This window comes from Stenotrophomonas sp. YAU14D1_LEIMI4_1, assembly GCF_003086815.1.
In the GTDB taxonomy this organism is placed as follows: domain Bacteria; phylum Pseudomonadota; class Gammaproteobacteria; order Xanthomonadales; family Xanthomonadaceae; genus Stenotrophomonas.
Window position 1 is genome coordinate 596,692 of sequence record NZ_CP025997.1, and the last position, 12,585, is coordinate 609,276.

Consider the following 12,585-nt stretch of genomic DNA (forward strand, 5'->3'; position numbering starts at 1 on the left):
TGCTGTCGGCCCGGCCTGATCGGGGCAGGGCCGAACTTTCGCAGCGCACGGCCCTGGTGGCCGTGCGTTTTTTTTGCGGCGGGTTCGTGGCGTCGAGCGTGCCTGACCGACTGAGCCAGGTAGAGTCGAGCTTGCTCGACTGATCGGCAAAGCAGTCGAGCAAGCTCGACTCTACGACAGCGGACGTCGAGCGCGCTCGACGGTGGGGTGCCATCAGCGCATCGGTACCAGCGTTGGCTGGCGGCGGTATAGCGCCGGGAACTGGCGGCCCAGCGCGGCCAGCTTCGGTGCGTCGTAATAGCGGATGTACGCGGCCTGCGGGTAGTTGGCCATGTAGTTCTGGTGGTAGGCCTCGGCCGGGTAGAAGCGCTGGCCGCTGGTGATCTGGGTGACGATCGGTGCGCGGTAGACACCGGCCTGCTGCAACTGCCCGACATAGGCGCGGCTGGCGGCCAGCTGGCGGGCATCGTCGCTGAAGATCGCCGACCGGTATTGGCTGCCATGGTCCGGGCCCTGGCGGTTCAACTGGGTGGGGTCGTGCGCCACCGCGAAGAACACCTGCAGCAGCTGACCGTAGCTGACCTGGCGCGGATCGTAGTCCACCTTCACCGCTTCGGCATGGCCGGTATCACCGCGGCTGACCCGTTCATAGCGCGCGTTGGCGGCGCTGCCACCGGCATAGCCCGACACGGCATTGCTCACACCTTTCACGTGCTGGAACACGCCCTGCACGCCCCAGAAACAGCCGCCGGCGAACACCACGCTGGCATGGGTGGCATCGTCGGCGAAGGCGGCCGCGCCGGTCGGCGCGGGCAAGGCCATAGGCGCCGGGCCATCGACCGGGGCGGCCACGGCACCCCGGTCCAGCAACAGCACGCCTGCCACCAGTGCGCTGGCGACCAGGCCGGCCACGCCGGCGGCAATTCCCTGTTCAAAGGACAGCTTCATCGCATCCTCCCGGTTCAACCGAAGGTAAAGGCGTAGGCCTGTACGCCCGCATCAAGGAACTCGATCTCGAAACGGTGCGGCGCTATCGCACCGCGCTGGCGCACCAACTGGTACAGCCGGTGCTCGTCGACCACGCCGCTGCCATCGGCGCGCACATCTGCGCCGGCAGCGGCGGCGGGCAACGGCTTGCCATCCAGCAGGACGCGGAAGCGCACCGGGCGTCCGTCCGCGCCGGGGGCCAGCACCAGATGCAGGTCGCGTGCATGGAACTGGAAGCCGATGCGACCGCCGCTCTGCTGCAGTTGCGCCGCTTCATCGCTTACCTTCCAGCGCCCGGCCAGGCCCCACTGGTTCAACTGCAGCGCAGCAGGCAGGGTGTAGTCGAACGACGTGTCGTCGCGCTGGCCGCCGGGCGAGGCGAACTGTTCGGCACGCGCATGGCCCAGGTAGGTTTCCGGCGAACGCAGGTTGCCCATGTCGGCCTGCGCGGCCACGCCCTGCAGGTCGGCGGCAGCGGGGTCGGCCGGTGCCGGCAGATCGGTCTGCCCGGCCTCGGTCAGCAGGCGACGGATCACCTGTTCGGAATGCGCATAGTTGCCCTCGCCGAACTGGTGCGCACGGATGTTGCCCTGGGCATCCACGAAGTAGTGCGCTGGCCAGTAGTTGTTGTTGAACGCGCGCCAGATCGCGTACTGGTTGTCCAGCGCCACCGGGTATTCAACCTTCAGCTGCTGCACGGCCTTCATGACGTTGCGCGGGTCGCGTTCGAAGGCGAACTCCGGCGTGTGCACCCCGATCACCACCAGGCCGTGGTCGCGGTAGCGACGTTCCCACTCGTGCACGTAGGGCATGGCGCGCAGGCAGTTGATGCACGAGTAGGTCCAGAAATCGATCAGCACGACTTTGCCGCGCAGCTGCTCGCGGTCCAGCGGCGGGCTGTTCAACCAGCCGGTGGCGCCGGTCAGTGCGGGCAGGGTGCCTTCCATGGGCAACGGCGCATCGGGCGCAGCAGCGCTGGCCGACATCATCATCGACGGCGGCGAAGGTTGCGCGCCGGGCACGGCATCGAGCAGACCCTGTTCGATGCGCGCGGTGCTGACCGTGGACAGGCGGGTCAGCAGGCCGGTGTCCCAGCCCATGCCGATGGCCACCACGGCCAGCAGCGCGGCAACGCCCAGCACCTTGCGCACGGCGTCGCCCAGGCCCAACCGCGCCTGCAACGCACGGAATACGCGCCCGCCCACCCACACCGCCAGCGCCAGCGCGGTCATCGCACCCAGTGCATAGGCCAGCAGCAGGGCACTGGTGCCCACGCTGGCGCCATGCAGGGCGGCGCCGGTCAGCACCAACCCCAGGATCGGGCCGGCGCAGGGCGCCCACAGCAGGCCGGTGGCAATGCCGATCAGCAGCGAGGTACCGGCGCCACCCCGGCCGGCGGCATCGGCGGCGTCAGCACGCGCGCTCAAGCGCGCACCCACGCGCTGGAACGGCGCCAGCAGGTGGTCGGCCAGTCGCGGCCACAGCAGCGCCAACGCGAACAGCGCCATCAGCACCAGCGCCACCCAGCGCCCGATCTGGTTGGCCTGCGCCACCCATTGGCTGCCGACGGCGGCCAGGCTGGCCACCACGGTGAAGGTGAGCGCCATGCCCAGCAGCAGCGGCAGGGTGCTGCGCAGGAACGGCCGGTCGGCGCGCGCGAACACGAACGGCAGCACCGGCAGGATGCACGGGCTGAGCAGGGTCAGGGCACCGCCCAGGTAAGACAGCAACAGCAACAGCATGGTCAGGCTCCTGCAGCAGAAGAAGAGGCACCCACGGGCACGCGCCAGCCGCCGGCGGCGTCCTGCCGTGCCGGGCCGGGCTGGAACAGCAGCGCCACCCCGTTCATGCAGTAGCGCAGCCCGGTGGGGCGCGGGCCGTCGTTGAAGACGTGGCCCAGGTGGCCACCGCAGCGCCGGCAATGTGCTTCCACCCGCAACATGCCGAAGGTGGTATCGCGGTCCTCGCCCACGGCGTTGTGCAGCGGCGCCCAGAAGCTGGGCCAGCCGGTGCCGCTGTCGAACTTGGTGGACGAGGAGAACAACGGCAGGCCGCAGCCAGCGCAGACGAAGGTGCCGCTGCGGTGCTCGCGGTCCAGCGGACTGCTTCCGGCACGTTCGGTGGCCTGCTGGCGCAGCACCGCGTACTGCGCCGGGGTCAGCAGGCGGCGCCATTCGGCGTCGCTGTGCATCACTTCAAACTGGCGTTGCGGGCGCGCTTCAGCGGCTGCCGGCGTGGCCCGGCTGCAGGCGGCCAGGCCCAGCAGGCCAGCGGCGGTGGCGGCACCGCCCAGACCCAGCAGGTGGCGTCGGGTGAGGGGCATGGCGGACTCCGGGAAGGGGCGACAGGGCCATGCTGCGCCCGCCCGGGTCAACGAATCCTCACGCAGGATTCAATTTTTCGTGAGGTATCGGCCGCGCTCCCGCGCCACAATGCAGGCAGCCTCCCCACTGGCCCCGAGCTGCCGATGTCCGCAAAACGCGTCCTGATTGTCGAAGACGATGCCCATATCGCTGATCTGCTGCGCATGCACCTGGCCGACGAAGGCTATGCGGTGATGCACGCGGCCACCGGCGATGCCGGCCTGCACCTGCTGGAACAGGATGGCCCGTGGGACGCGCTGGTGCTGGATGTGATGCTGCCGGGCGTGGACGGGCTGCAGGTCTGCCAGCGTGCGCGTTCGATGGCGCGCTACGTGCCGATCATCATCATCAGTGCGCGTGGCAGCGAGACCCAGCGCATCGTCGGCCTGGAGCTCGGCGCCGATGACTACCTGGCCAAACCCTTTTCCATGCCCGAGCTGGTGGCGCGGGTGCGCGCGCTGCTGCGCCGTGCCGAAGCCATGGCACAGAGCGCACGCATCGATGCCGGCGCGATCGATCTGGGTGGGCTGCGGCTGGACCCGGTGGCGCGCACTGCCTCGGTGGAAGGCAACGCGCTGGAACTGACCCCGCGTGAGTTCGACCTGCTGCTGTTCTTCGCCCGCCACCCCGACCAGGTGTTCGCCCGCATGGAACTGCTGAACCAGGTGTGGGGCTACCAGCACGATGGCTACGAGCACACGGTGAACACCCATATCAACCGCCTGCGCAGCAAGATTGAAACCGACCCGGCCAACCCGCGCCGCCTGCTGACGGTGTGGGGGCGCGGCTACAAGCTGGTGGACCCGGCCGGGGCGGGCGCATGATCACGCCCAACCTGTGGCAGAAACTGGCGGCGGTGATCGCCGCGCTGATGCTGGTGTGCTGCATGGCCCTGCTGGCGCTGCAGATGCGCGCCAATACCCGGCACGAACAGGAAGTGGTGCAGCGGCTTTCGCTGGGCCTGGCCGAGCACATTGCCCAGCGCAGTGAACTGATGGACACCAGCGGCATGCGCGATGCCGCCGTGCGCGCGCTGTTCGGCCAGTTGATGGCGGTCAACCCCAGCGTGGAGGTGTACCTGCTGGACGAGCAGGGCCGCATCCTCGGCCACGATGCGCCCAGCGGCCACCTGCGGCGCGACCGCGTGGACGTGGCGCCGCTGCGCCGCCTGCTTGCAGGCGCGCCGCTGCCGATCCTGGGCGACGATCCGCGCAGCGAGCGCGGCCGCAAGGTCTTCAGCGTGGCGCCGCTGGTGGTGCAGGGGCGCCCGGCCGGCTACGTGTACGTGGTGCTGGTGGGTGAGCACCGGCAGATGCTCGCCGACGATCTGGCCGCCAGCAGCCAGTGGAACACCACGCTGTGGTCGATCGTGCTGGTCGGCAGCCTGGGCGTGCTGGCCGGCCTGCTGGCGTTCTACTGGGTCACCCGGCCGCTGCGGCGGCTGACCCGGCGCATCCAGGCGTTCGACATCGACGCGCCTTCGGTGCTGCCGCCGTTGGCGCCGCTGCGCCCCGGTGAGCGCGATGAACTGAAGATCCTCGAACATGCCCATGCGCAGATGGCGCAGCGCCTGGGCGAGCAGTGGCAGCAGCTGCGCCAGCAGGATCTGCAGCGGCGCGAACTGGTGGCCAACATCTCGCACGATCTGCGCACGCCGCTGTCGTCGCTGCATGGCTACCTGGAAACCATGGCGCTGAAGGAGACCACGCTGGCGCCGGATGAACGCCGCCGCTATCTGGGCATCGCCCTGGCGCAGAGCGCGAAGGTGGGCCGGCTGGCACGCGCGCTGTTCGAACTGGCGCGGCTGGAACACGGCGAAGTGCGCCTGGAATGGGAGGTGTTCGCGCTGCCCGAGCTGGTGCAGGACGTGTTGCAGAAGTTCGAACTGGCGGCACAGGCACGCGGGCAGCGGCTGCACGCCGACGTGCCGCAGGGCCTGCCGCTGGTGCGCGCCGATCTGGGCCTGGTGGAGCGCGTGCTGACCAACCTGCTGGACAATGCGCTGCGCCACGCGCCGGATGGGGGGCAGGTCACGCTGGCCCTGCGCGCCACAGACGACAGCGTGCAGGTGAGCGTGGCCGACGATGGCCCCGGCGTGGCGCCGGCGCTGCGCGATGGCCTGTTCCAGGCACCGGCAGCGCTGGGCGCGCGGCGTGGCGACAACGGCGGGCTGGGCCTGTTGATCGTGCAGCGCATCGTGCAGCTGCATGGCCGCCGCATCGAACTTCGCGACAGCGCGCAGGGGGCGCTGTTCGTGTTCAGCCTGCCGCGTGCGGACAGCGCGGCCAGCTGACGCGCCGCCACCCCGCCGGGCATGGCCCGGCGCTACCGTGATGCACGCGACCGGACCCATCGTCGGTAGATCCCCGCCATGCGTGGATGCGGCCTGGCCGAACCGCAGGCAAAAAAAGACCCGGCAGAGGGAGGGATCTGCCGGGTCCGGATTGCATGGGGGGAGGGACCCATGCAATGAGCGTGGGCGTAACGTCAGTGGCTGTTGGCCGTGGCGTCCGCCGGGGATTCGTTGTGGCCCTGGACCAGTTCAGACCAGGCCTTTCCGGCCTGCATGCCCAGATCGACCATGTCCTGCTGGGCCTGGCCCAGCCGCTGCAGGTTGTCCTGCCACAGCTGTGCGCCCTTGGGCAGCAAGCCTGCCGGGTCCTCGCTGCGGGCCAGTTCGCCCAGCCAGCCGCCGGTCGCGGTCAGGTTGCGTTCCATCACCTTCAACTGCACACCGAACATGCTTTCCGCGTTCTCCAGCGCCATCCGGTTTGCACGGGTGGCGGCCGCCGCCAGCTGGCGGGTGGCATCACTGAAACGATCGGCGAAGGCGTTGGCCATGGCTGCGTCGAAGAAGTTGATGCAATGCAGCATACGCCGATCATGCGGCATTGCAACAAAAATAACGAAGGCGCCCAAGGCGCCTTCAAAATACCTTCAGGATCAATGGCTTGATCAGCCGCCCGGGCCCCGGTAACGGCAGCCTGAGGTGCAGGTTTCGTGCACGGTGATCTCGCTCAGCGCCGGCAGCACGGGCTTCAGCTCGTTCCAGATCCACACGGCCAGGTTCTCGCTGGTGGGGTTTTCCAGGCCGGGAATGTCGTTTAGATAGTGGTGGTCCAGGCGCTCGTAGATCGGCTGGAAGGCCGCCTTCACGTCGCCGAAATCCATGATCCAGCCGGTCTGCGCGCCGGGCTCGCCTTCCACCTTCAGTTCCACCCGGAAGGAGTGGCCGTGCAGGCGCGCGCACTTGTGCCCCGGCGGCACGTTGGGGAGGCGATGCGCCGCCTCGAGCATGAAGACTTTGAAGATTTCCATGCCGCGATTGTACGCCGCCCGCCGGGCGCTGGCCCCCTGGCATCGGTTGCTGATGTAAACATTTCATTTCCATCTTGATAAAGAGATGTTAGCTTCTCTTATATCCGTATAAAGAGATGTTATTGGTCCGGACCGGGCCGGGCATGGACTACTGCGGAACTTGTCGTCACCACCACCCCACGAACGTCATGCCCCAGAACACCCTCCTTGCAGCGGCCCTTGCGGCTGCCCTGGCCACGCCGTTGTCCGCGGCGGCCGACACCTCCACCGACGCCAGCGGCGAGGCCAGCACCCTGGCCGCCGTGCGCGTTACCGGTTCCAACATCAAGCGCTCCGACACCGAAGCCTCCAACCCCGTGCAGGTGATCGGCCACGAGCAGCTGCAGGCCAGCGGCAAGGCCACCGTGGCCGACGTGCTGCGCTCGATCTCGGCCAACACCGGCAACGCCGCCAACGAAACCACCAACAACGGCTGGGCGTCGGGTTCGGCCGGCATCGGCCTGCGCGGCCTTTCGCAGAAGAACACGCTGGTGCTGCTGAACGGCCGTCGCCTGGCCAACTACGGCTTCCCGGCCGGCGGGCTGTCGGACACCTTCGTCAACCTCAACGCGCTGCCGCTGGTGGCCGTTGAACGCATCGAAGTGCTCAAGGACGGCGCCTCGGCCGTGTACGGCTCGGACGCCGTGGCCGGCGTGGTCAACATCATCACCCGGCAGAACTTCCAGGGCGCCGAAGTCGGCGGCAGCACCGGCACCGCCGACCAGGGCGGGCTGGACGAACAGAAGCTGCACTTCGTCGGCGGCATCGGCGACCTGGACAAGGATGGCTACAACATTCTGGTCAGCCTGGAAGGCTACAACCGCGATCGTCTGGACCAGGACCAGCGCGACCTGACCAAGAGCGGCATCTACAGCGACCAGCCCGGCGGCCGCTGGAACGGCTGGTCGGCCAAGGGCGCACGCTATCTGGTGAACGGCGTCTCGGTGCCGATGCTGGACGCCAACGGCAACTGCCCCACCGGCACCACCCTGGTGGCCAGCGCGCCGATCGACGGCCTGGCCGGCAACACCTGCGGCTTCAACCAGGCGCCGTACACCACCCTCATTCCGTCCACCAAGCGCTGGCAGGCCTACGTCAACGGCACCATCCGCGTCAGTGACAACGTCGAAGCCTTCGGCGAAGTGCTGTACAGCGATATCAAGGGCGTGTCCTGGTTCGGCAGCAGCCCGTACTTCACCCTGGAAAGTGGCCGTTTCGCGCTCAATGCCGATACCGGGCTGGCCGAACCGGTGTCCTCCAGCCTGCCGGCCAGCAGCCCGTACAACCCGTATGGCCGCGCCATTCCCATCGAATACACCTTCTTCGACCTGGGCGGCACCATCAAGACCAACCGTTCGCAGGCCTACCGCGGCCTGGTCGGCCTGCGCGGCAGCACCGACAACTGGGATTGGGAAGTGGGCGCCTTCGGTGCACGCAGCAGCGAGCGCGAAACGGTGTCCGGTGGCTTCGCCAACCGCTGGGCCCTGGCCGATGCGCTGGCCACGGGCAGCTACAACCTGCTGAACCCGTCGGCCACCCCGGCCGAGGTCATCAACGCGATCAACATCAGCACGCTGCGCCCGGCCGAATCGGTGCTGCAGGGCATCGATGCCAAGGTGTCGGGCACCCTGGGCCGCACCTGGGCCGGTGATATCGGCTTCGCCGCCGGTGCCGAATGGCGCCGCGAAAAGCTGGATTCGGAAAACCCCTGGCAGATCGACGCCGGCCTGCAGATCCGCCCGGCCATCGCCGAAGTGCATGGTGAGCGCAAGGTCACCGCGGCCTATGCCGAAGTGAACGTTCCGCTGGCCTCCACGCTGGAACTTTCCGCCGCCGCGCGTGCCGACCACTACAGCGATTTCGGCGATGCGTTCTCGCCGAAGCTGGGCCTGCGCTGGCAGCCGCTGGACATCCTGCTGGTGCGCGCCTCGGCCTCGAAGGGCTTCCGTGCGCCGTCGCTGTCGGAAAACTCCAACAGCACCAGCATTTCCTACGGCAGCGTGATCGATCCGCGTGATCCGGACGTGCCGGGCTCGCGCCAGAACCCCACGTTCTTCACGGTAGGCAACAACGATCTGAAGCCTGAACGCACCCGCAGCTACAACCTGGGCTTCGTGCTGTCGCCGTGGTCGAACACCAACCTGAGCGTGGACTACTACAAGATCGAGCTGGACAACCTGGTCGGCACCAACAACAGCCAGACCCTGGTGACCGACAACGTGCCCGGTGCGGTGCTGCGCGATGACCGCGGCAAGCTGCTGGCGGTGTACAACCGCTACCAGAACCTGAGCAACCTGAAGACCTCGGGCATCGATGTGGAACTGCGCCAGCGCATTCCCACCGAATCGTTCGGCGACTTCACCGTGTCCAGCGCCTTCACCCACGTGCGTGACTACCGTCGCCCCACCGTGGTCGGCGGCCCGCTGGTGGATTACGCCGGCAGCAACCTGGGCGCCACCCTGCCCAAGAACAAGGCTACCACCACGCTGGATTGGCACTACGCCGATGTAAAGGCGGCGCTGACCTGGTACTACACCAGCGGCTACGACCAGAAGGCCAGTACTGCGGCCGCAGCCGTGCAGGATCGCGTGGATGCCTACAACCAGCTGGACTTGTACCTGGCCTACACCGGCTTCGAACAGCTGACCCTGTACGCAAAGGTGCAGAACCTGGCCGACAAGGCACCGCCGTACGACGCCTCGTTCTCCGGTATCCGCGCGCCGTACGACTTCACCCAGTACGACCTGCGCGGGCGCTACTTCACCGTCGGCTTCGATTACCGCTTCTGAACCACCGGCCGCGACCGGCCAGCACTGGCCGGTCGCGCTGCCCTGCATTCCGGGAAAACACCGTGTCCTTGCATCGCCGTTCCGTACTGCCGCTGCTGCTCGCCGCCGCCACTGTCTTCGCCGCGCCCAGCGTGGCCCATGCGCAGAGCGCCTACTTCTTTCCGCAGGCCAGCGAAGCTGCGGCCTTCGACGCCAGCATTCCCACGCCGGAACAGTTCCTGGGCTATCCGATCGGCAGCCGCTTCACCCGGCATGACCAGCTGGTGGCCTATTTCCAGGAACTGGCACGCCATTCGGACAAGATCAGCGTGCGCGAGATCGGTCGCAGCTACGAAGGCCGCCCGCTGCTGATCGCCACCGTCACCGCCGCCAGCAACCAGGGCCGGCTGGAGCAGATCCGCCAGCAGCACGCGACCCTGGTCGATCCGGCGCAGCCGCGCAGTGCCGCCGGTGACAGCCCGGTGGTGGTGTGGCTGGGCTACAGCGTGCACGGCAATGAAACCTCCAGCGGCGAAGCGGCCATGCTGACCGCCTACTACCTGGTGGCCAACCGCAGCGCCGAAACCCAGCAGTGGCTGCAGCAGGCGGTGGTGCTGTTCGACCCGGCGCAGAACCCCGATGGCCGCGATCGCGCCGCCAACTGGCACAACGCCTGGGCCTCGGACCCGGCCTCGGCCGACCCGGCCGACAAGGAACACGTCGAACCCTTCCCGCAGGGCCGCACCAACCACTACTTCACCGATCTCAACCGTGACTGGCTGGCGCTGACCCAGCGCGATTCGCGGCCCAAGGTGGAGGTATTCCACCAGTGGTACCCGAACGTGCAGATCGACTTCCACGAGATGGGCAAGGACAACACCTACTATTTCGAGCCGTCGCCGAAGAGCATGCACAGCCCGCTGATTCCGGCGGCCTCGTATGAATTCAACAAGACCCTGGCCAAGTACCATGCGCAGTCGCTGGATGCGTTGGGATCGCTGTACTACACCGGCGAAAACTACGACAACTTCTCCCCGGTCTACGGCTCCACCTATCCTGATTTCCACGGTGCGGTGGGGGTGACGGTGGAACAGGCCAGCTCGCGTGGGCGCGTGCAGGAATCGGTGAACGGTCTGCTGACCTTCCCGTTCACCATCCGCAACCAGGTAGCCACCGGGCTGGGCACCGTGCGCGGCGCGGTCACCGAACGCAGTGGTCTGTTCGACCTGCAGAAGAGCTTCTTCCAGAGCGCGCTGAAGCAGGCCGGCCAGCAGCCGGTAAAGAGCTTCGTGTTCGGCGACGCACATGATCCGGCGCTGACCCGTCGTCTGCTTGAGCTCTTGCTGCTGCACCGGATCGATGTGCATGCGCTGCCGCGCGATGTCACCGTCGATGGGCAGACGTTCAGCGCAGGCAGCGCCTACGTGGTGCCGGTGCAGCAGGCGCAGTTCCGCCTGGTCCATTCGATCTTCGCCGAAACCCCGCCGATCAAGGGCGATGTGTTCTACGGCAGCACCAGCTATGCGATCGCGCCGGCCTATGGCGTGGCCTTCGCCGGCAGCCGCAGCCGCATCGACGGTGGTGCTGCGGTGACCGAACTGCCGGCCGCAGGCGGTGGTGTGGTCGGTGGCCAGGCAGCCTTCGCGTATGTCATCGACTGGCGCGATTACAACGCCGGCCGTGCCCTGGCCGAATTGCAGGGCAAGGGCGTGCTGGCGCGTGCCGCGTTCAAGCCATTCACCGCGGGCACGGCGCAGGGTGATGTGGCCTTCGCCGCAGGCAGCATCGTGATTCCCGTAGGGGGGCAGTCGCTGCAGGGTGCGGCACTGCTGGATGCAGTGAACGCGGCCACGCGCAGCGCCGGCGTGCAGGCCCACGCCCTGGCCAGCGGCCGCAGCCGCGATGGCATTGATCTGGGCAGCGACAGCGTCAAGGCACTGCGCAAGCCGGCGGTCGCGCTGGTGATGGGCGAGGGCGTGACCGCCACCGAGATCGGCTCGGCCTGGTTCCTGCTGGACCAGCAACTGCATCTGCCGGCCAGCAAGCTGGACCCGCAGCAGCTGGGCAAGGTGCCGCTGGATCGCTACACCACCCTGGTCCTCTCTGGTGGCAACTACGCCGGCGTGGATGCTGCGGCGGTGGCCGCGCTGAAGCGCTGGGTGCACGCCGGCGGTTCGCTGGTGACCTATGGCAGCGCCTCGAAGTGGGCGATCGAACAGAAGCTGGCCGAGGGCGAAACGCTGGGCAAGGATGAGGACGCCGCCGACGAGAGCCGTCGCGCGTTCGGCGACCAGCGCGACATCGCCGCGATCGAACGGGTCAGCGGCAACATCCTCAGCGCCGATGCCGATACCTCGCACCCGCTGGCCTTCGGCGTACCGCGCCGGCCGCTGGCGGTGAACAAGGAAAATGCCGTGGTGCTGCAGCCCAGTGCCAATCCGTTCTCTACGGTGGTGCGCATCGACAGCCCGCCGCGGGTGAACGGTTATCTGTCCGAGCGCAACCGCAGCCGCGTGGCGGGCAGTGCCTGGCTGCTGGTATCGGCGCAGGGGCAGGGCAACGTGGTGTTGTTTGCCGATGATCCGGCGCACCGCAAGTACTGGCACGGCACGGATCGCCTGCTGGTCAACGCGATCTTCTTCGGGAATCTGGTGAATCCTAGTAAAGCGCGGGGTTGAGGCTTTACGCGCCTTGTTGATGCTGGGATGGGGAGGACGGAGGGGCCGCGCAGGACACGCCGCAAGTACGTCCTTGTAGGCTCGTAGGCGCCATCCATGGCGCCTGCGGTCCTGCGCAACCCGTCCGTCCTCCCCAGACAGTTTCCAGCGGGCGCGGACGCGTCAAACCCCAAGGCGGGAGCAAGGGCAAAAGCAAAAGCAAAAGCAAAAGCAAAAGCAGGAACTCCTGCTTCGGCTTTTGTCTTTGAATTTGAATTTGATCTTTCTTCTCCCGGCTACCCGGTGGGGCAAGAAGGCGCTGGAAATGTCTGCAGCGCTGGGACGCGGGGGCGGCGCAAAACCGCAGGCGCCATGGATGGGTTAACGGCGTGTCTTGCGCCGGCCCCGCGTCCCAGCGCCCAGATAGAACCAGCCGCGTGCTCTACCACCCGG

General features: G+C 67.6%; 9 protein-coding genes. 4 read left to right on the forward strand and 5 right to left on the reverse strand.

What is annotated here, in order from left to right; genetic code table 11:
* Window positions 1-213 precede the first annotated feature (213 nt).
* The 3 genes from msrA to msrB are packed head-to-tail and all read right to left on the reverse strand — an operon-like array spanning window position 214 to window position 3,310.
* Window positions 214-948 carry a peptide-methionine (S)-S-oxide reductase MsrA gene (gene msrA, locus C1932_RS02705; RefSeq protein ID WP_108763328.1) on the reverse strand — a complete coding sequence of 245 codons (735 nt, stop codon included), beginning with the start codon at window positions 946-948 and terminating at the stop codon, window positions 214-216.
* 14 nt (window positions 949-962) lie between these two features.
* Window positions 963-2,729, reverse strand: a complete 1,767-nt coding sequence (locus C1932_RS02710; RefSeq protein ID WP_108761147.1) for a cytochrome c biogenesis protein CcdA — start codon at window positions 2,727-2,729, stop codon at window positions 963-965.
* A gap of 2 nt (window positions 2,730-2,731) precedes the next feature.
* Window positions 2,732-3,310 (reverse strand): peptide-methionine (R)-S-oxide reductase MsrB, encoded by a 579-nt coding sequence (gene msrB / locus C1932_RS02715; protein ID WP_108761148.1) that lies wholly within the window; start codon window positions 3,308-3,310, stop codon window positions 2,732-2,734.
* 144 nt (window positions 3,311-3,454) lie between these two features.
* Between msrB and C1932_RS02720 the strand changes: the two genes are divergently transcribed.
* Together C1932_RS02720 and C1932_RS02725 are read left to right on the forward strand one after the other, a co-directional pair.
* Window positions 3,455-4,174 (forward strand): response regulator transcription factor, encoded by a 720-nt coding sequence (locus C1932_RS02720; protein ID WP_108761149.1) that lies wholly within the window; start codon window positions 3,455-3,457, stop codon window positions 4,172-4,174.
* Window positions 4,171-5,643, forward strand: coding sequence for a HAMP domain-containing sensor histidine kinase (locus C1932_RS02725; protein ID WP_108761150.1), 1,473 nt, complete (start codon window positions 4,171-4,173; stop codon window positions 5,641-5,643). Before C1932_RS02720 ends, C1932_RS02725 begins: the two co-directional genes overlap by 4 nt.
* A 194-nt stretch (window positions 5,644-5,837) precedes the next feature.
* On the opposite strand, the gene C1932_RS02730 is transcribed toward C1932_RS02725, so the two are convergent.
* Window positions 5,838-6,191 (reverse strand): phasin family protein, encoded by a 354-nt coding sequence (locus C1932_RS02730; protein ID WP_108763329.1) that lies wholly within the window; start codon window positions 6,189-6,191, stop codon window positions 5,838-5,840.
* A gap of 114 nt (window positions 6,192-6,305) precedes the next feature.
* A complete protein-coding gene (queD, locus tag C1932_RS02735; protein WP_108748405.1) occupies window positions 6,306-6,668 on the reverse strand; it encodes a 6-carboxytetrahydropterin synthase QueD in 363 nt (120 codons plus the stop codon).
* A gap of 188 nt (window positions 6,669-6,856) precedes the next feature.
* Between queD and C1932_RS02740 the strand changes: the two genes are divergently transcribed.
* Both C1932_RS02740 and C1932_RS02745 read left to right on the forward strand, forming a co-directional pair.
* Window positions 6,857-9,496, forward strand: a complete 2,640-nt coding sequence (locus tag C1932_RS02740; RefSeq protein WP_108761151.1) for a TonB-dependent receptor — start codon at window positions 6,857-6,859, stop codon at window positions 9,494-9,496.
* Between the two features lie 62 nt (window positions 9,497-9,558).
* Window positions 9,559-12,153, forward strand: coding sequence for a M14 family zinc carboxypeptidase (locus C1932_RS02745; protein WP_108761152.1), 2,595 nt, complete (start codon window positions 9,559-9,561; stop codon window positions 12,151-12,153).
* The last annotated feature ends 432 nt before the right edge of the window (window positions 12,154-12,585 follow it).

What these genes read in the sequence shown, in the direction of transcription:
- msrA (WP_108763328.1), bottom strand. Translation starts at nt 948, where the DNA reads ATGAAGCTGTCCTTTGAACAGGGAATTGCCGCCGGCGTGGCCGGCCTG.
- C1932_RS02710 (WP_108761147.1), bottom strand. Translation starts at nt 2,729, where the DNA reads ATGCTGTTGCTGTTGCTGTCTTACCTGGGCGGTGCCCTGACCCTGCTC.
- msrB (WP_108761148.1), bottom strand. Translation starts at nt 3,310, where the DNA reads ATGCCCCTCACCCGACGCCACCTGCTGGGTCTGGGCGGTGCCGCCACC.
- C1932_RS02720 (WP_108761149.1), top strand. Translation starts at nt 3,455, where the DNA reads ATGTCCGCAAAACGCGTCCTGATTGTCGAAGACGATGCCCATATCGCT.
- C1932_RS02725 (WP_108761150.1), top strand. Translation starts at nt 4,171, where the DNA reads ATGATCACGCCCAACCTGTGGCAGAAACTGGCGGCGGTGATCGCCGCG.
- C1932_RS02730 (WP_108763329.1), bottom strand. Translation starts at nt 6,191, where the DNA reads ATGGCCAACGCCTTCGCCGATCGTTTCAGTGATGCCACCCGCCAGCTG.
- queD (WP_108748405.1), bottom strand. Translation starts at nt 6,668, where the DNA reads ATGGAAATCTTCAAAGTCTTCATGCTCGAGGCGGCGCATCGCCTCCCC.
- C1932_RS02740 (WP_108761151.1), top strand. Translation starts at nt 6,857, where the DNA reads ATGCCCCAGAACACCCTCCTTGCAGCGGCCCTTGCGGCTGCCCTGGCC.